Genomic DNA, 16,975 nt, shown 5'->3' with positions numbered 1-16,975 from the left:
CGTCAGAACAGGCGTTCGCGAACGTAGACTGTATCGCCTGGCAGCAGCGGGTCGGATGTGACCACGCGTCCCGTCATGACCTTGCCGTTGATGTCGCGGGTGATGTCCACGCTTTCCTGGTTGGCGCGTGGCGAGAAGCCGCCGGCGATGGCGATGGCTTTCTGCACGGTGAGGCCGGGCACATAGGAATACTGGCCGGCCGCGCCCACTTCGCCCATGACGAAGATCGGCCGGTAGCGATCGATTTCGACCGAAACGTCGGGGTCACGCAGATAGCCCTGGCGTAGTTTGTCGGCGATCTCTTTTTCGAGTTGCTGCGCCGTGTGGCCGCGCGCCGGCACAGCGCCCACGAGCGGGAAGGAGAGGTAGCCGGACTGGTCGACGCTGTAGGTGTTGGTCAGGCCATCCTGCTCGAAAACGGTGACGCGGACGCGGTCGCCTGCGCCGAGGCGGTAAGGTTGGTCGAGCACTTCGTGGAAGGCCGCCGGTGTTGGGCGATAGCTGGAGCAGCCGGCAAGCATCGATACGGCAAGCAGAGCGCGGAAGAGAGAAGCAGTGCTTTTCATGACCGGATACGTACCTTCGACTGGCCGCTGCGATATCGCGGCAACTTTAAGGATCGAGGCCCGTTATCATCCTGTTAGGGTTAATGGCCGGTAAAGGCGCGAGCCCGATATGTCGAAGATCGGGGCGCGGAGAGACGAAGAGGCGCCTTTTCAGGCTCTTTGTTCACCCATTGTCAGCAAAGCCTAACAAGAGCTTACCGCGATCTTAACGGCTGAGTTACCATAGTTGTTTACGGTGCATCCTGACTCAGTACCGGAGCAGGATGCATGTCCGTTCAATCCGCGGCCGCAGACGTCGATGTCGATCTCAGGCAACTCTTCGCAAGCCTTGCGAGGAATTGGCTGCGCATCCTTGTGGTGGCGCTGATTGTTACCGGCCTTGCCTTTGCGCTCGCGTGGCTTGCCAAGCCTCATTACAAGGCCGAGACGCGGCTGCTGATTGAAACGCGCGAGTCGGTCTTCACGCGCCCTGACGGCACCAATGACAACGACAAACCTATCCTCGACGAGGAAGGGGTGACCAGCCAGGTCGAGGTCATTTCCTCTACCGATATCCTCAAGCAGGTGGCGACGAAACTCAATCTGTCGCAGGTGCCTGAATTCGACGATGCCGCCAAGATGTCGATGCTGGGCCGCGTGCTGATCATTGCTGGCTTGAAAAGCGATCCGAACGAAATTCCGCCGGACGAGCGCGTCTTGAAGAAGATGCGCGAGAAGCTCAACGTCTACCGCGTTGAAAAATCGCGCGTCATCGTCATAGAGTTCTCATCCGAGGATCCCAAGCTCGCGGCCGATATCCCGAACGCAATCGCCGATGCCTATATTTCGGTGCAGGGCGACGCCAAGCTTGAATCGAACTCGGCGGCGACGGACTGGCTGGCGCCCGAAATCGCCGACCTCTCCAAGCGCGTCAAGGATGCCGAAGCCAAGGTCGCCAGCTATCGCGCTCAGTCGGATCTCCTCATGGGAGGCAACAATTCCGTGCTGGCCACGCAGCAGCTTTCCGAACTGTCGAGCGAACTGTCGAGGGTGCGCGCCAACCGCGCATCGGCTGAAGCGACGGCCGACAGCGTCCGCAAGGCACTGCAGGGCGGCGGGTCACTGGATGCGGTCCCGGAGGTGCTCTCTTCCGATCTGATCCAGCGGCTGCGCGAGCGGCAGGTTGAGCTCAAGGCGAATATCGCCGACCTGTCCACCACCTTGCTCGACAATCATCCGCGCATCCGCGCGCTGAAATCCCAGCTTGCCGATCTCGACGGCCAGATCCGCAATGAGGCGGAAAAGCTGATGAAAGGGCTGATGACCCAGGCGCAGACCGCTCAAGCGCGTGAAAACCAGCTCGTCGCCGAGGTCAACACCTTGAAGGCGGCATCGGCGCGCGCCGGCGAGCAGCAGGTCGAACTGGATGCTTTGCAGCGCGAGGCGACCTCACAGCGCCAATTGCTCGAATCCTACCTGACCCGCTACCGCGAAGCGTCGTCGCGCAAGGATCGCAATTATCTGCCGGTCGATGCTCGTGTCTTTTCTCGCGCCGTCACCCCCTCCGAGCCCTATTTCCCCAAGATCGTGCCGATCGTCGGCGCGGCCTTCGCCGCATCGTTGCTGATCATGGCGATCGTTACGCTTCTGCGCGAATTGTTTTCGGGGCGCGCCATGCGTCCGGCCGCCGGTGCCCGCTTCGAGCGGATCGAGCAGGTCGCCATGCCTGTCATCCGGCATGAACCCACAGATATCGAGGCGCCGGCCGATATCGAGCCAGAGATTGGTCGTGCGACCGAGACGGCGGCGGTTGAAACAGTCGCGGCGCCACTCAATGCCGTCGCGGCCGAACCGCCGGTCGCGAATGTTGTACCGAAGCGTTCCAGCTTCGGCGAGATCGACGTCGAGAGAGCCGCGGAAAAACTGATTGCGAGCGGTGCCGCACGCGCCATTTTCGTGTCGCCGGAAGGCGACGAGGCCGCCGCCTCGGCCATCCTGGTGGCGCGCGAGGTCTCCGATGCCGGATTGCGGGTGCTGTTGCTCGACCTGACAGCTTCGGGAGCCGCGTCGCGGCCGGTGCTGGACAGCGCGCTTTTCCCGGGTATCACCAACCTGCTCGCCTCCGAAGCGCAGTTCAGCGAGGTAATCCACGCCGACCACTATTCGGATTGCCATGTGATTCCGGTTGGCACCGCCGATCCGGTTCATGCCATGCGCGCCGCGGACCGGTTGCCGATCATCATGCAGTCGCTGACCACCGCCTATGATCTTGTCGTGGTCGAATGCGGCCCGGCCGACGCGCAAGGCATCGGTCGGCTGGTCGGTGATGCCACGGAGATCTTCGTGTCCATGCTGGAACCGGATGATGAGGTGGCAAAGGCCACTGTCAGCCTGATCGAAAGCGGCTATCCGGACCTCACCCTGGTGACCCCTGTCGGCCACGACACCCCAGGCAACCCGGTGCCGGACCGGCGCTCGGCCGCCTGATGGGAGACAGCCGTAGGGCAATTCAAGGACAAGCCTGAAACGACTTTCCGTCGGGATAGTGCTTCAAAACCAAAAGATGGAGTGGCCCGGCATTTCAGTGAAGCGACGCCGCGGCTCTAGTTGTCGTCTTCGGGCGCCGCTGCCGCAGGCTGCCCCGCCGCCTTTCGGCGAAGCGACTTGGTCAGCTTCCAGATCGTCGGGTTGTGCTTGATGAAGGCTTTAAGGCGCGCACCTTGTTGCAGGACAAGCGCCAGCCCGCGGCCCTTCAGCGTCAGAGGAACCAGAACCTCGAAATGCTGGGTCTCGATATCGCACCAGAGACGTTTATAAGGTTCATCGCCGACGGAGAAGTCGTAGACCGCGAAACCGGTCTCGCAGGCTTCCTGGATATTGTCGAAGAACAGGAAGTCGCCGGGGCTGGTATGACCGAGGTCATCCTCGGCTATCGCCCCGAATTCGCATATCAGGCGTCCGCCTGAACGGCTGGACCCGGTCACGGCGCGAAGCTTGCCGGCAACCTCGAGCCCATGCAGTACAAAGGATGGATTGTTGTCCGCAAGCGCATCGATGAAAAGCGCGCGGAAAAAGGCACGCACGTCATTGTCGCCGAATACGTTGGCGATGCCCATCTTGCGAAAACGGTGTTCCTTCATCTCGAAGAAGGCGTCGAGCAGCCGGTTCACCTCGTCCGCGGTCCTTGCCTCGATGCGACGGTGGCTGCCGACGGCATCGAATTTGCGCATCTGGGCGCGATGCTTCTTGCGCTTGCGCTTGCCACTGGCACGCGCCAGCAGCGCATCGAATCCTCCCGCCAGATCAACGGCCAGCGACAGGTTCGGGCTCGGAAAATGGGGAAGGCCTGCAAGCGGATTGGCAACGCCGTCGAGATCGGGCAGCAACCGCTCCAGTGCGATCAGGTCGATATCCGGTCGCGCCTTGTGAATGGCTGTCAGCATCGACCGGATCGACGCGACATTCGCCTTCGGGAGCCAATGTGGATCGCCGGCAACGAAATTGCCATTGGCATGGCGCCCGCCCATGAAGCGGGCGATGCGAAAGGGGCCTTGGCGGCTAACCTCCAGCGCCAGCATGAAGGCCGGCCTGCCATCAACGCTCAGGGTCGCCATGAGCAGCGCAGGCTTGATCCGCGCGGACCAGTTCGTCACCCATCCGGGACCCTGAGCAGGAGCAAAGAGAGCGGAGCGACAGAATTGGGCGTAGTCGGCAAGCGCTCCGCTGGAGGCCACCGAGACGGATTCCGTCGCTCCGCCAGGCAGAGCATCTGGCGACCCCTCGGTTGTCGCAAGCCGATTGCCATCAAATGACGCAGCTGCGTCAACCATCCCTAAATCCTTAAGGCGTATTCATCGCGATTTGGGGGTTCGCGTAGGCGCGTTCCGTGCTGGCTAAGCCTAGGCGCAAAAGGTGAATGAATGATCGACGGAGGCGAGGCAATCCGGAAACTGGCGCTTAACGTCGCCCGCTATACCGGACTGGCTCCGTTGGCAAAGCCGTTCATAGGCGGCATTGGTGCCATCCTGATGCTTCATCGGGTCACTGCGAGACCCGACAAGCCCGATAGCGTCAACCGGCACCTGAACATTGCGCCTGAATTCCTCGACACGGTAATCGCCGACATGAAGGCGAGTGGCTACACCTTCGTCGGATTGGACGAGGCGATCGAGCGCATCAAATCCGGAGGCAAGGGCGGCCAGTTCGCGGCCATCACCGCCGACGATGCCTATCGCGACAACATGACGGAGGCGCTGCCGGTGCTGGAAAAGCACGGCGCGCCGATCACCATCTACGTCGCGCCGGGGCTGATCAGCGGCACCGCCGACCTATGGTGGGAACTGGTCGAGGACATCGTCCAGGCATCCGATCGGTTGACCCTGAACACGCCCGTTGGTCCCGAGAGGATCGATTGCTCGACTCCGGCCAGAAAGCTCCAGGCCATTGCGCGCCTGCATGCTCATCTCACCACGGAGGTCCGCGAGGAAGACCAGCGTGCCGTGCTGCGTGAACTGGCTGACAGCAGTGGCGTTGACGCGGATGGACTGCGTCTCAGGACATTGATGAACTGGGATGAAATCCGCGCCATGGCCGCGCATCCGCTGGTTACCATTGGATCGCATACGGTCAATCATCACAGTCTGAAGCGGCTTTCCGAAGCTGATGCACGACGCGAGATCGAGGATGCCAAGCGTATCCTGCAGGCTGAACTGGGTGAAGAGCCGCGTCACCTCGCTTATCCCTACGGCTATGCCAGCGCGGTGGGCTGCCGCGAAGTGGGCTTTGCGCGCGAAGCCGGCTATGCATCGGCGGTGACGACACGCCATGGTGTGCTGCACGCCGGGCACGCCGGCTTCCTGCACGCGTTGCCGCGCATTTCGATGAACGGCCGTTACCAGAGCGTGGCACATATCCGCACCATGCTGTCGGGCGTCACAACGCCACTGGCCAACGCCGGCAAGATGGTGGTCACCGTCTAGACCTGGGCTTGGACCTTGCGGCAGTCAGCGCCTGGGCCGCGGCTCCAGCATCAGCCACTTGATAATGCCCATCGCCGGCAGCACCCAGAGCAGGCCGCTCAGCAGGAAAAAGAGGAAATGCACCAACGGGCCCGACTCCGACAGTCGGGCTACCGCGAAGATCGATGCGAGCAGCGCATAGATGATCACCAGCGCCAACAGCAGGAACGTTCCGATCAGCTTTTTCAGGCGCAAGGGCATGGTTGGCCTCCAAGGCGAGCGTGACGGAACTCCTGAAGGATCCGGCATGCTTGGTGTATTTGCCTCGCATAGGCCCTGGCGCGAAGCCGCGCAACCCGGCAGACGCGGCGCGACGGCGTGCCGCGTCTGCCGGTCTTGCCAGCAAGGTTGCGATGGTTCACCAATCCGCCACGTCGAACCGCGGAAGAAACACCATGGCTGCCATCACCGATGCCGCGCCTTTTATGGCTCGCGACCGCGACCTGCATAATCGGGCGCTGGTGCGCGGCTGGCTCTATCTGGTGCTGCTGGTGCTGTTTGCATTGGTGTTGGTTGGTGGCGCGACCAGGCTAACTGATTCCGGCCTGTCGATCACGCAATGGAAGCCGATACACGGCGTGATACCGCCGCTCAATGACGCCGAGTGGCAAGAAGAATTCCAGCTCTACCAGCAGATCCCGCAATATGCCGAACTTAACAAGGGCATGAGCGTGGAGGCGTTCAAGTCGATCTTCTGGTGGGAGTGGGCACATCGGATTCTGGCACGCAGTGTCGGGCTGGTCTTCGCGCTGCCGCTGCTGTTCTTCTGGGTGACGCGCCGCGTCGAGCGTGGCCTTGGCCCAAAGTTGGTCGGCATTCTTCTGCTGGGTGGCCTTCAGGGCGCGATCGGTTGGTGGATGGTCGCCTCGGGCCTGGTCGACCGGGTTTCGGTCAGCCAATACCGGCTGGCAACGCATTTGACCCTTGCTGCCCTGATCTTCACCGCGACCATGGTCGTCGCACGCGGCCTGGCGCCGCATTCAGAGCCCGCGGCCGACCGCTCGACGCAACGCCTGGCCGGAATTATCGTCCTGCTGGCGCTGATCCAGATCTATCTTGGCGGGCTCGTCGCAGGGCTCGATGCCGGCCTGAGCTACAACACCTGGCCCTTGATGGACGGCAAGATCATTCCGGGCGATCTGCTGATCCTCGAGCCTGCATGGCGCAACTTCTTCGAAAGCCCGAAGACAGTGCAGTTCGTCCATCGGCTTGGCGCCTACACGGTCTTCGCCGTGGCACTGTGGCACATGATTGCGACACGCCGGCGCCAGCCGGGCACTACGCATGCACGTCGTGCGACAGTACTGTTCCTGCTGGTTTTGGTGCAGGCCTCGATCGGTATCGGTACGCTGCTGATGCATGTGCCCCTGCACATGGCGCTGACGCATCAGGGGTTTGCGCTCATCGTGCTGGGCTTTGCCGCCGCGCACTGGCGCGGCACCAAGGGCGCTTACCCGTTGCCGCATGAGATCGCGCTTGGGAACTGATCCCAAGCCGCGATCCGTCAACTACATCCAGAAGGCGTTTGACGAAGTCTTCTTCTCGCCGTCGAATTCCGCCTGGCGCAAGGCCGCGGCGGATGGCGTCGACTGACTCTGAGCGGCCTTGGCTGCCTTGTCGGCGTCGGCGGCTCTTAGCGCATCGAGCTTGGCCTGGGCCGTAGCGATATCTTGCTGAATCTGAGCTGCCTGAACCTGATCCTTGATCGCCTTGGCCTGATCTTGCAGATCCTGGATCTGCTTTTCGAGCGCGGCCTCCTGGGCTGCATTGCTCGAGGAATTGGACGAGGAATATTGGATTGCCGAGGAGGAACCGGAGATTGCGCTGACCATGACAAATCCTTGGGTCGGGAGCCAAGACATCTCAGTAGCCCAACATGGTAAATAAGTGTTTACCAATTGCCTTGCTTGATCAGAAACTGGCCCGCACCGCACGGATCGCCCTCGCAATTGAAAGTTCGCGGTTCTCTTCGACCGCATTGTCGTCCTCATGATGCCAGGACGCAGACAGGCATCCATAGGCTATGGCATGATCGAGGATCGCGGGCGGGGGCTGGTTCAATGTTTTTGCAAAGACCTCGGCCATATGCGCGATCCGAATGGGATCGTGGCACAGCGCATCCCGGTCAAGCGGGTTGTAAAACATGTTCGCGGCATCGAAGCCGGGGTCACCGAGAACGCCTTTCGGATCGATCGCAAGCCAGCCGCGCGGCCCCTGGAGGACGTTGTCGTGGTGGAGGTCGCCATGCAGAGGCCTGACAGCGCGCGGGTTGGCCAGCAAACGATCCGCGATGACTGCTGCCTCGACATAAAGGCTGTGATCGCCGGCCGCACGATCGGTCGCTGCTTTCTTGAACAGGCTGACGTACCGCTCTTTGAGCGGCTGAAGCTCGGACGGGAAGGGGTCTTTCCCAGGAGAAAACAGGCGCGTCATCACCTCCGCCACGATCGCGGTCGCGGCGTTTTCACCCTGCTCACCGAGAATCCGCGAAAGCAAGGTATCGCCAGCATATTCGATCAGCATGCGGTGGCCGTCGCGGCCCAGCAACCGCACCGCGCCTTCACCACGCCGCCAGGCAAGATAATGCTCGCCGCGCAATTCGTCGGCGATATCATCGAAAGCCTTGAGCGCCTTGACCACGGCCGGCGAGCCGTCCTCGCGGACAACCTTCCAGATGCGGCTCGAAAAGGTTTCGGCAATGAGTTCGGGCGCGCTGACCTTCCAGCGTGTTGGAAAGGCAGGCGCGTCCATCAAAGCCCGAGCATCAGGTCCATGTTCTGAACCGCGGCACCCGAAGCGCCTTTGCCCAGATTGTCGTAGACCGCCAGCAACATCGCCTGCGCACGTTTGTCATTGGCGAAGACATAGACCTTCATGCGGTTGGTACCGTTGTAGATCTCGGGATTGATCTCAGGCACGCGCTCCAGATGCGCGTAGGGCGCCACTTCGACCACGCCGCCCTTGATCGCGGCGAAATGGTCCGCAATGGCCGCATGAAGCTCCGCACCAGTCGGCACATGGTCGAGGCCGCCGAGCTGCAGCGGCACCACGGTGATCATGCCTTGCGCGAAATTGCCTACGGCCGGCTGCATGATCGGATCGTGCGAGAGCTTCGCATAGGCCCTGAGTTCCGGCACATGCTTGTGCTGCAGCGTCAGCCCGTAAGGCAGGAATTCCGACGCGTCCTCGCCCTTGGCGACATAGTCCTCGATCATCGGGCGGCCACCGCCCGAATAGCCGGATATGCCGTTGACGGCGATCGGAAAATCGGACGGCAGCAAACCGGCGGCAACCAGCGGCCGCAGCGTGGCGATCGGCCCCTGCGGCCAGCAGCCCGGATTGGCCACGCGTTTCGCGGAGCCGATCTTCCTGGCCTGATCCTTATCCATCTCGGCGAAGCCGTACTCCCAGCCCTCGGCCACGCGATGCGCGGTCGATGCATCGATGACCTTGGTGGTATCGTTGGTGATCAGCGAGACGCTTTCCTTCGCTGCGTCGTCGGGCAGGCACAGGATCGCCACGTCGGCGGCATTGAGGAATTCAGCGCGTGCCGCCGTTTCCTTGCGGCGCTCGGTTGGAATGGAAATGATCTCGAGGTCGCCGCGCTCGGCAAGCAGCGCCCTGATCTGGAGGCCGGTGGTGCCGTGTTCGCCGTCGATGAAGATTTTCGGTTTCATTGCCAATCGTCCCGCCTGTATGTCCTGCTATTTCAACACTATATGCCGTGACCGTGATTCACCGCGATACCGTGGCCGCCATTGTTCATTTCCTCGAGCCGCGCCTTCCGTTCAGCCAGCAGCCCGAGATACTGCATCGCCACCATCGAACCGGCGATCGCCGTTATATCGGCGTGATCATAGGCCGGTGCAACCTCGACAACATCGGCGCCGACAATATCGACCTGGTTGAGCTGGCGCAGCGTCGACAGGATTTTCGCCGAGGAAGGGCCTCCGGCGACTGGTGTGCCCGTTCCCGGCGCGAAGGCAGGGTCGAGGCAATCGATGTCGAAGGTCAGGTAGGTCTTCTTGCCGCCTGTACGGTCGACGATGGCATAGGCGATATCCGACGCCCGCATCTCCTCGATCTCATGGCCGTACAGGATCTTGATCCCGAACGTGTCGGGCGCATGGGTGCGGATGCCGATCTGGATGGAGCGGTCCGGGTCGATGATGCCTTCCTTCACCGCGCGGCCGACAAACGAGCCGTGGTCGATGCGTTTGCCGTCATCTTCCCAGGTGTCCTGGTGGGCGTCGAACTGCACCAGTGCCAAGGGTCCGTGGATGGCCGCATGCGCCTTGAGCAGCGGCCAGGTGACGAAATGGTCGCCGCCCAGCGTCAGCAGGAAGGCGCCGGACTTCAGGATCTTCGCCGCCTCGCGTTCGATCGTGCCGGGTGTCTTCTGGTGGTTGCCTGAATCCAGCAGGCAATCGCCATAGTCGACCACCGTCATGTGTTCGAACAGGTCGCGCGAAAAAGGATATTGCGGGTCGTTGTCGAGAATGGCGGAGGCGCGGCGGATCGCCTGCGGCCCGAATCGAGCGCCTGGCCGGTTGGTTACCGCTGCGTCGAAGGGAATGCCCCACACCACCGCATCCGCGCCCTTCACGTCCTTCGTGTATTTGCGCCGCATGAACGACAGCGCGCCGGCATAGGTGGGCTCGAGCGATGCGCCCGTCTTGGAACGGGCAGTGAAGGCATTGTCGATGTTTCTGTTCGGCATCGCGGGTCCTCAGGTTTCATCGGGGAGCAACAACTACAGAACCGGCACGGAACATGCCAGTCAAAGCTTGGGGAAACGAAATGGCACCGCGGGAGTGCCGTGGCGAGACAGGATTCGTATCATCATGACGCAAGCCGCATTCCTTAATCCCACCCGTGTCTCGGTGCCGGCTCAGACAGGTACGAAGGCGGGTACGCGTTTCCTGGTTCTCGATTCGTGGCGCGGCATCTGCGCGCTGCTGGTCGCTCTTTTCCATTTTCCGACCAGTTCGATGATTTCGCAGAGCGCCTTCATCGGCTCGTCCTATCTCTTCGTCGACTTCTTCTTCGTTCTGTCCGGTTTCGTCATCGCCTCCAGCTATGGCAACCGGCTTAACGAGCCGGATGATGTCGCCCGTTTCGCGCTGGTGCGCCTCGGCCGCATCTATCCGCTGCATTTTGTCATGCTGCTTGCCTTCGCCGCCTTCGAGACGCTGCGGCTAGTGCTGCCGCAACTGAATGGCACAGGGCCAGCGCCCTTTACCGGCGGTTTCGACATCCAGAGTTTCTTCGCCAATCTCTTCCTCGTGCAGGATCTTGGTTTTGAGAATCAGCTGACCTGGAACGCGCCAAGTTGGAGCATTTCGGCGGAGCTTTTCGCTTATCTGCTTTTTGCCGCGGCGGTTTTCGTCGCCGGCGCGCGCGCCTGGGTCTGGTTCGTCGCGGCGGTGGTGACGGCACCGCTTTTCCTGCTTGCCTTCTCCACCCATCACATGGATGTCTCCTTCGATTTCGGCTTCATCCGCTGCCTCTACGGTTTCTCGCTGGGCGCGCTGCTTGCATGGTTTCAGCATGATTCCATTGCAGAGGCGCGACAGGCGCTTGCCGGGGGCGGGGCCAGGCTCGCCTGGACCGTTGCGGAAATCGTGATGATCGCGGTGATCGTCGTGTTCGTCTCTCTGGCAGGCAACAGTGACGTCGGGATCGCGGCGCCCTTCGTATTCGCGCTGGCGCTTTATCTCTTCGCGCATGAGGGCGGCTGGGTCAGTGCCATGCTGCGCACCCCAGCCATGCTGATGCTCGGCGCGCTGTCCTATTCAATCTACATGGTTCACATCTTTGTCCAGGCACGCATGATCAATGTTGCCGGGCTCATACAGCGCAAGTTCGGCTTGGGGCTTGTTGGTGACATCTGGGTACGCGACCACGATGCAATCGGCTTTGGCGCCAGTTCGCCGTGGGTAGGATTCGTAGCCATTGTCGTGATGCTCGTCGCCACAGTCTCCATATCGTGGTTCACTTGGCGCTTCGTCGAAATGCTTGGGATGACCTGGTCCCGCCGGCTCGCCAAGCGCATTTGAGATAGGGTTCGCAACGCGCCGCTAGCCGGCTTCGTTCACGTGCCCGTCATGGGTGTCGCCTATCCGGAGTTCGATCCGGCAAGGAGCGATTCTCGATGCGGACCCTCTGGCTGAGCCTTCTTCTTTGCATCGCACAGGCGGCCTCCGTCAGCCAGTCATCGGCGGGCGAAACGCGAGCCGCGGAGATACTCGACCGCTTCGAGCATGCCAATCAGTGGCGCCACCACGTGATGGTGGCCGCGCATCGTGCCGGCGGCATGCAGGCGGGCAAGACCCTCTATCCGGAGAACTCGATCGCTGCCGTGGAAGGCTCGATCGCCATGGGTGCCGAAATCGTCGAGGTCGACATCCGACGCTCGAAGGACGGTGAGTTCGTCGTGATGCACGACAGCTGGCTCGACCGGACCACAACCTGCAAGGGCGAGGTGGCGGAGCATACGCTGGCCGAACTAAAGACCTGCAGGCTGGTGGTCGAGGGGACCGGCATTGTCAGCAACGAGACGGTATCGACGCTGCGCGAGATGCTGGTCGTGACAAGGGACAGGATCCTCATCAACCTCGACAACAAGCTCCAGGTCGGCGACCTTCCGGGGATGATCGCGCTGGCCCGCGATCTCGGCGTGGCCGAACAGGTCATCGTCAAGGAGAACCTTTGGAATGCGCAGAGGATCGCAAAGGTAAAGGCCGCCATGGACGCCATCGGCGGCGGCTTCCAGTTCATGCCCATACTTGCCGATGACGCGGTTCGCGATGCCGCCTTCGCAGAGACGGTCGAGCGTGCCTTCTCCATGCGCGCTGCCGAACTCATCAACTGGCGGGCAGGTGGCGAGACGCTGACCGAGACCGGCGGCCCGCTGTTCAGTCCGCGCATGCGTGACTTGGCTGTCAGGGGCGATTGGCACATCTGGGCAGACACCTACGCCATCATCAACAAGCCAGGCGGCTTCCTTTCCGGCGGCCGAGGTGACGAGTTGGCCGTACAGGCAAGCTTGCCACGCGAGACGTATGGTTTCTGGGCCGAGCACGGCGCGACCATCATCCAGACCGACGAGCCGAAGGTGGCGATAGACTGGCTGGCGGCACACGGCTACCGCGTGCCTTATGCGCAGCCACGCATCGAGCCCGCCACGACCGCCAGCATTAAATGATTGCCGCGCCGGAGATTCCGGCGCACTTGTCGCAGGCGGGCGTCTCCTGACACAACGGTGTCAGGACGCAAGCGCTACCGATGTGTATGTCTGATACCATGGTTCTCAAGCCGTCCGCCGGTTTCACCTATGCCGTCACCATAGCCGCAACCAGTCTTGGTTTCGTGGTTGTGCAGCTCGATGTGTCGATCGTCAATGTTGCGCTCAACCGGATCGGCTCGGCGCTGTCGATGGGCATAGGCGGCCTGCAATGGGTCGTCGATGCCTACACCCTGGCTTTCGCTTCTCTGCTACTGGCCGGCGGCGTGCTCGGTGACAGGATTGGTGCTCGCCGCGTTTTCGTCGGCGGCATGGGGCTCTTCAGCATTGCCTCCCTGGTTTGCGGCCTAGCCGGTAGTGCCTGGGTGCTGATCACGGCGCGCGCCGTGCAAGGCGCGGGCGCTGCCTTCCTGATGCCCTGTTCGCTGGCGCTTCTCAACCGTGCCTACGCTTCCGACAAGGCGCGCAGGGCGCGCGCTGTTGGCCTGTGGACGGCTGCAGGTGGCATCGCTCTGTCGGCCGGGCCGGTGCTTGGCGGCTTCATGGTCGCGTCGCTTGGCTGGGCCAGCATTTTTCTGGTCAATCTGCCCGTCGGCGCTCTCGCTATCTGGATGGCCTACCGGTTTCTTCAGGAAACGCCGCTCAAGTCTGAAAGGAAGCCGGTCGACTGGGTCGGGCAGGGGCTGGTCGTGCTGACGCTGTTCGCGCTGACCGGTGCCTTCATCGAAGCTGGCTCGTCGGGATGGGTTTCATTGCCGGTCATGGGTGGGCTGGCGGTGGCGTTGGTTGCTGGAAGCTCCTTCCTTCTGGTCGAGAGCAGGACGAAGTCGCCGATGGTTCCGCTCGGTCTTTTTGTAAGCCGCATACCGGCGGTGACGAGCCTCGTCGGACTGGCGGTGAACCTGACGCTCTATGGCACGATTTTCATGCTCAGCCTCTATTTCCAGCAGGAAAGGCATTTTTCACCTGAGATGACTGGGCTGGCGTTTCTGCCTTTCATGGCGGCAGTTACGGTTTCGAACGTCGCGGCTGGACGCATCGCGGCAATCTATGGCGCGAGATTGCCAATGGCGATCGGCCTGCTTCTTGGTGCGGTCGGTTTCGCCTTGATGGCGCTGATCCAGACAGACACATCCTATCTGTCGCTGCTGTGGAGATTGCTGTTCCTGCCGGTCGGCATTGGCCTTGCCGTGCCCGCCATGACCACGGCGCTGTTGTCTGCCGTGCCTGCGGAGATGTCGGGCACGGCGTCGGGCGTGCTCAACACCGTGCGTCAGTCGGGCGGCGCGATCGGCGTGGCGCTGTTTGGTTCCGCGCTGGCGTTGGGCACGATCACGGGCATGCAACTGACCTTCCTCGCTTCCGCGCTCGCCTTGGCGGCCTCGGCCCTTTGCGCGTTCCTGTTCATCCGCGCTGCCGATCATTCCGCCGGATAGGAATGCCCAACGCAAAAAGGCCGCCCGGAGGCGGCCTTTTCGATTGTCTGGAACCGTGTAGCGCTTAGCGCTTCGAGAACTGGAACGAACGACGTGCCTTGGCCTTGCCGTACTTCTTGCGCTCGACGACGCGGCTGTCGCGGGTCAGGAAGCCACCCTTCTTGAGCACGGCGCGCAGCGCCGGCTCGTAGTAGGTCAGCGCCTTGGAGATGCCGTGACGGACAGCGCCGGCCTGGCCGGAGAGGCCGCCGCCGACAACGGTCGCGACGATGTCGTATTGACCGGCGCGGTTGGACGCGATGATCGGCTGGTTCAGGATCATCTGCAGGACCGGACGCGCAAAGTAGCTTGCGAATTCCTTGTCGTTGACGACGATCTTGCCGGAACCCGGCTTCACCCAGACGCGCGCGATGGCGTTCTTGCGCTTGCCGGTGGCATAGGCGCGGCCCGACTTGTCGAGCTTCTGGACGTGGACAGGGGCTGCCGGCTGGGTGTTGGTGTTGCCGGTGGCGGCGCCCAGTTCTGCGAGCGAGGAAAGCTCAGCCATCTTATGCGACCTTCTTGTTCTTGGAATTCAGCTTGGCCACGTCGAGAACTTCGGGCTGCTGGGCGACATGCGGATGCTCGGCGCCTGCATAAACGCGCAGGTTCTTCATCTGGCGACGGCCGAGCGGACCACGCGGAACCATGCGCTCCACGGCCTTTTCGACGACGCGCTCGGGGAAACGTCCCTCAAGCAGCTGGCGCGCGGTGCGCTCCTTGATGCCGCCGGGGTGACCGGTGTGCCAGTAATAGACCTTGTCGGTGAACTTCTTGCCGGTGAACACCACCTTGTCGGCATTGATGACGATGACATTGTCGCCGTCGTCGACGTGAGGGGTGAAGGTCGGCTTGTGCTTGCCGCGAAGATGGTTGGCGATGACAGTGGCGAGACGACCGACGACGAGACCTTCGGCGTCAATCAGGATCCACTTCTTCACCACATCCGCAGGCTTCTGCGAAAAGGTTGTCATGTGTTTTCTGCTTTCGGTTCGGACCTTCAGGAGTGAAGGCGTTTCTTGTTGCTTGGATTGGCGAAGAGCGTGCCCGCCGCCAATAACAAAACGGCGGCCTTTGCGGGCCGCTGCTTCGTGAGGGCTTATAGGCGAGGGGAAACGGCGCGTCAAGCTGACGAAAAAGCGTGATAGCTGGAAAAAATAAGTAAAAACAGAGTGTTAGACAAAAGGTATTATTTTACCACATCGTCATTGCGCTTCGGCGGGATCGAATAGGTGCCGGTGGCGTGGGCTATCGTGTGTTGATCCGGACCGGCGACGATGTCAATGTCGAACACCATCAGGCTCTTGCCGAGCTTCAGGATGCGGCAATGGCCGTCGATCGGACCGGCCTCGGCCTTGCGCACGAAGTTGATGTCGAGATTGACCGTGACCGACAGCGCGTCGGGCCCGGCATGGCTGAGCACGCAGACGTAACCGCCAATGTCGGCCAGCGTGAATAGCGATGGGCCGGACACCGTCCCGCCGGGACGCAGGTGCCGCTCGCCGGCATTGAGCCTCACGATGCAGCCGCCCGGAAACACGTCGATCGCCTGGTAATATTTGAACTGCTCGTTGAGTTGCGGATAGACGGTGTCCATCAGCACGTTGATCTCGGCGGCGGTCAGCACCGGCTTGAGATTGCTTTGGGCGGGCATGACGGTCTCCCTTGCGCTGCTGCCTGTTTGAACGGGGTCGGGTATCCCTGGCAACACCGTTCGGCCATCACTGGTGACATCCTATCCCATCACGACAAATGCAGGGCAGGCCTGTCGCTTGTGCCAGCAATCTGTTTGAGGGTGTTGGACGAAGCGTAATGGCATACTAGATTGAAGGGCATCCAAGCATGATCCAGAATCGCGGAGAAACGACCGTGGCGGAAATCGTTGCCATCAAGCCGGCTCTCGCCGAAGGTCCGGTTGTCGCCCGTCTTGACAAGGGCGTGTTGCGGCTGACGCTGGCCAATCCGCCCGCCAACGCCTTGTCGTTGGCTGTCATGGCGGCTTTGACGGCGGAACTCGATCGTGCGCGCGATGACAAATCCATCCGCGTCGTGATATTGTCGTCGTCCGAAAAGGTGTTCTGCGCCGGGCATGACCTCAAGGAGATGACCGCGCATCGTGCCGATGCCGACCGGGGAAGGGCGTTCTTCGAAAAGACGTTCGCCGCTTGCGCTACGCTGATGCAGGCGATCGTGCGCCTGCCGAAACCGGTGATCGCCGAAGTCGATGGGCTGGCCACGGCGGCTGGCCTGCAGCTGGTTGCCAGCTGCGATCTCGCCATCGCCTCGCATGAGGCGACGTTCTGCACGCCGGGCGTCAACATCGGCCTGTTCTGCTCGACACCGATGGTGGCGCTTTCTCGCAATGTTTCGCGAAAACACGCGATGGAAATGCTCCTGACCGGAGAGACGATCGATGCCGCGACGGCCAAGGAATTCGGCCTCATCAACCGGGTCGTGCCGCGCGAGTACCTGAATCAGATTGTCACCAAATACGCGCAAACCATTGCTTCCAAATCATCCCTGGTGGTGAAGACCGGCAAGGAAGCTTTCTACGAGCAGGCCGAAATGGGGCTGGCGGACGCCTATGCCTATACCGGCCGCGTCATGGTCGAGAACATGCTGGCGCGTGACGCGGAAGAGGGCATCGGCGCCTTCATCGGCAAGCGCAAGCCCGAATGGCCCGAGGAATAG

General features: G+C 61.8%; 17 protein-coding genes. 7 read left to right on the top strand and 10 right to left on the bottom strand.

Features of this window, described 5'->3' with window-relative positions:
* Nucleotides 1-2: 2 nt before the first annotated feature.
* Nucleotides 3-566, bottom strand: coding sequence for a polysaccharide biosynthesis/export family protein (locus tag ACO07C_RS06955; protein ID WP_227347984.1), 564 nt, complete (start codon nucleotides 564-566; stop codon nucleotides 3-5).
* 267 nt (nucleotides 567-833) lie between these two features.
* Between ACO07C_RS06955 and ACO07C_RS06950 the strand changes: the two genes are divergently transcribed.
* Nucleotides 834-3,032 (top strand): GumC family protein, encoded by a 2,199-nt coding sequence (locus ACO07C_RS06950; RefSeq protein WP_421913453.1) that lies wholly within the window; start codon nucleotides 834-836, stop codon nucleotides 3,030-3,032.
* A gap of 116 nt (nucleotides 3,033-3,148) precedes the next feature.
* Here the strand turns inward: ACO07C_RS06950 and ACO07C_RS06945 are convergent, their stop codons facing one another.
* On the bottom strand, nucleotides 3,149-4,375 hold the full coding sequence (locus tag ACO07C_RS06945) for a GNAT family N-acetyltransferase (protein WP_421913452.1): 1,227 nt from the start codon (nucleotides 4,373-4,375) through the stop codon (nucleotides 3,149-3,151).
* 90 nt (nucleotides 4,376-4,465) lie between these two features.
* On the opposite strand from ACO07C_RS06945, the gene ACO07C_RS06940 reads away from it, so the two are divergent.
* The gene (locus ACO07C_RS06940) at nucleotides 4,466-5,524 is read left to right on the top strand and encodes a polysaccharide deacetylase family protein (protein WP_421913451.1); all 1,059 of its coding nucleotides are present in this window, start codon (nucleotides 4,466-4,468) and stop codon (nucleotides 5,522-5,524) included.
* 24 nt (nucleotides 5,525-5,548) lie between these two features.
* On the opposite strand, the gene ACO07C_RS06935 is transcribed toward ACO07C_RS06940, so the two are convergent.
* Complete coding sequence (locus ACO07C_RS06935; protein ID WP_421913450.1) at nucleotides 5,549-5,764, bottom strand: DUF2842 domain-containing protein; 216 nt, start codon at nucleotides 5,762-5,764, stop codon at nucleotides 5,549-5,551.
* Nucleotides 5,765-5,958: 194 nt separating this feature from the next.
* On the opposite strand from ACO07C_RS06935, the gene ACO07C_RS06930 reads away from it, so the two are divergent.
* Nucleotides 5,959-7,050 (top strand): COX15/CtaA family protein, encoded by a 1,092-nt coding sequence (locus tag ACO07C_RS06930; protein ID WP_421913449.1) that lies wholly within the window; start codon nucleotides 5,959-5,961, stop codon nucleotides 7,048-7,050.
* 21 nt (nucleotides 7,051-7,071) lie between these two features.
* Here the strand turns inward: ACO07C_RS06930 and ACO07C_RS06925 are convergent, their stop codons facing one another.
* The 4 genes from ACO07C_RS06925 to speB form a co-directional block, all read right to left on the bottom strand.
* Nucleotides 7,072-7,395 (bottom strand): hypothetical protein, encoded by a 324-nt coding sequence (locus tag ACO07C_RS06925; RefSeq protein WP_421913448.1) that lies wholly within the window; start codon nucleotides 7,393-7,395, stop codon nucleotides 7,072-7,074.
* 79 nt (nucleotides 7,396-7,474) lie between these two features.
* Entirely contained in the window at nucleotides 7,475-8,314 is an 840-nt protein-coding gene (locus tag ACO07C_RS06920) for an aminoglycoside phosphotransferase family protein (protein ID WP_421913447.1), read from the bottom strand.
* Complete coding sequence (gene argC / locus ACO07C_RS06915) at nucleotides 8,314-9,240, bottom strand: N-acetyl-gamma-glutamyl-phosphate reductase (RefSeq protein ID WP_421913446.1); 927 nt, start codon at nucleotides 9,238-9,240, stop codon at nucleotides 8,314-8,316. Before argC ends, ACO07C_RS06920 begins: the two co-directional genes overlap by 1 nt.
* A gap of 38 nt (nucleotides 9,241-9,278) precedes the next feature.
* Entirely contained in the window at nucleotides 9,279-10,283 is a 1,005-nt protein-coding gene (gene speB / locus ACO07C_RS06910) for an agmatinase (RefSeq protein WP_421913445.1), read from the bottom strand.
* 124 nt (nucleotides 10,284-10,407) lie between these two features.
* Here speB and ACO07C_RS06905 point away from each other — a divergent pair, with 124 nt between their 5' ends.
* The 3 genes from ACO07C_RS06905 to ACO07C_RS06895 all read left to right on the top strand — a co-directional run bounded on the left by ACO07C_RS06905 (nucleotide 10,408) and on the right by ACO07C_RS06895 (nucleotide 14,245).
* Nucleotides 10,408-11,622 (top strand): acyltransferase family protein, encoded by a 1,215-nt coding sequence (locus ACO07C_RS06905; RefSeq protein ID WP_421913444.1) that lies wholly within the window; start codon nucleotides 10,408-10,410, stop codon nucleotides 11,620-11,622.
* 95 nt (nucleotides 11,623-11,717) lie between these two features.
* Nucleotides 11,718-12,770, top strand: a complete 1,053-nt coding sequence (locus ACO07C_RS06900; protein WP_421913443.1) for a glycerophosphodiester phosphodiesterase family protein — start codon at nucleotides 11,718-11,720, stop codon at nucleotides 12,768-12,770.
* Between the two features lie 86 nt (nucleotides 12,771-12,856).
* Nucleotides 12,857-14,245, top strand: coding sequence for an MFS transporter (locus tag ACO07C_RS06895; protein ID WP_421913442.1), 1,389 nt, complete (start codon nucleotides 12,857-12,859; stop codon nucleotides 14,243-14,245).
* A gap of 64 nt (nucleotides 14,246-14,309) precedes the next feature.
* On the opposite strand, the gene rpsI is transcribed toward ACO07C_RS06895, so the two are convergent.
* The 3 genes from rpsI to ACO07C_RS06880 form a co-directional block, all read right to left on the bottom strand.
* A complete protein-coding gene (gene rpsI / locus ACO07C_RS06890) occupies nucleotides 14,310-14,792 on the bottom strand; it encodes a 30S ribosomal protein S9 (protein WP_421913441.1) in 483 nt (160 codons plus the stop codon).
* A gap of 1 nt (nucleotide 14,793) precedes the next feature.
* Complete coding sequence (gene rplM, locus ACO07C_RS06885) at nucleotides 14,794-15,258, bottom strand: 50S ribosomal protein L13 (protein WP_010915638.1); 465 nt, start codon at nucleotides 15,256-15,258, stop codon at nucleotides 14,794-14,796.
* Between the two features lie 215 nt (nucleotides 15,259-15,473).
* Nucleotides 15,474-15,938, bottom strand: coding sequence for a PaaI family thioesterase (locus ACO07C_RS06880; RefSeq protein ID WP_421913440.1), 465 nt, complete (start codon nucleotides 15,936-15,938; stop codon nucleotides 15,474-15,476).
* 215 nt (nucleotides 15,939-16,153) lie between these two features.
* Between ACO07C_RS06880 and ACO07C_RS06875 the strand changes: the two genes are divergently transcribed.
* Nucleotides 16,154-16,975: an enoyl-CoA hydratase gene (locus ACO07C_RS06875; protein WP_421917449.1), complete on the top strand. Its 822-nt coding sequence runs from the start codon at nucleotides 16,154-16,156 to the stop codon at nucleotides 16,973-16,975.

It is taken from the genome of Mesorhizobium sp. (assembly GCF_965229135.1).
In the GTDB taxonomy this organism is placed as follows: Bacteria; Pseudomonadota; Alphaproteobacteria; order Rhizobiales; family Rhizobiaceae; genus Mesorhizobium.
Note: the sequence above shows the minus strand (reverse complement) of the source record. Positions and strands in the feature narration are given on the sequence as shown.

What these genes read in the sequence shown, in the direction of transcription:
- ACO07C_RS06955 (WP_227347984.1), bottom strand. Translation starts at nt 566, where the DNA reads ATGAAAAGCACTGCTTCTCTCTTCCGCGCTCTGCTTGCCGTATCGATG.
- ACO07C_RS06940 (WP_421913451.1), top strand. Translation starts at nt 4,466, where the DNA reads ATGATCGACGGAGGCGAGGCAATCCGGAAACTGGCGCTTAACGTCGCC.
- ACO07C_RS06930 (WP_421913449.1), top strand. Translation starts at nt 5,959, where the DNA reads ATGGCTGCCATCACCGATGCCGCGCCTTTTATGGCTCGCGACCGCGAC.
- ACO07C_RS06945 (WP_421913452.1), bottom strand. Translation starts at nt 4,375, where the DNA reads ATGGTTGACGCAGCTGCGTCATTTGATGGCAATCGGCTTGCGACAACC.
- rpsI (WP_421913441.1), bottom strand. Translation starts at nt 14,792, where the DNA reads ATGGCTGAGCTTTCCTCGCTCGCAGAACTGGGCGCCGCCACCGGCAAC.
- argC (WP_421913446.1), bottom strand. Translation starts at nt 9,240, where the DNA reads ATGAAACCGAAAATCTTCATCGACGGCGAACACGGCACCACCGGCCTC.
- ACO07C_RS06880 (WP_421913440.1), bottom strand. Translation starts at nt 15,938, where the DNA reads ATGCCCGCCCAAAGCAATCTCAAGCCGGTGCTGACCGCCGCCGAGATC.
- rplM (WP_010915638.1), bottom strand. Translation starts at nt 15,258, where the DNA reads ATGACAACCTTTTCGCAGAAGCCTGCGGATGTGGTGAAGAAGTGGATC.
- ACO07C_RS06925 (WP_421913448.1), bottom strand. Translation starts at nt 7,395, where the DNA reads ATGGTCAGCGCAATCTCCGGTTCCTCCTCGGCAATCCAATATTCCTCG.
- speB (WP_421913445.1), bottom strand. Translation starts at nt 10,283, where the DNA reads ATGCCGAACAGAAACATCGACAATGCCTTCACTGCCCGTTCCAAGACG.
- ACO07C_RS06905 (WP_421913444.1), top strand. Translation starts at nt 10,408, where the DNA reads ATGACGCAAGCCGCATTCCTTAATCCCACCCGTGTCTCGGTGCCGGCT.
- ACO07C_RS06935 (WP_421913450.1), bottom strand. Translation starts at nt 5,764, where the DNA reads ATGCCCTTGCGCCTGAAAAAGCTGATCGGAACGTTCCTGCTGTTGGCG.
- ACO07C_RS06950 (WP_421913453.1), top strand. Translation starts at nt 834, where the DNA reads ATGTCCGTTCAATCCGCGGCCGCAGACGTCGATGTCGATCTCAGGCAA.
- ACO07C_RS06920 (WP_421913447.1), bottom strand. Translation starts at nt 8,314, where the DNA reads ATGGACGCGCCTGCCTTTCCAACACGCTGGAAGGTCAGCGCGCCCGAA.
- ACO07C_RS06900 (WP_421913443.1), top strand. Translation starts at nt 11,718, where the DNA reads ATGCGGACCCTCTGGCTGAGCCTTCTTCTTTGCATCGCACAGGCGGCC.
- ACO07C_RS06895 (WP_421913442.1), top strand. Translation starts at nt 12,857, where the DNA reads ATGTCTGATACCATGGTTCTCAAGCCGTCCGCCGGTTTCACCTATGCC.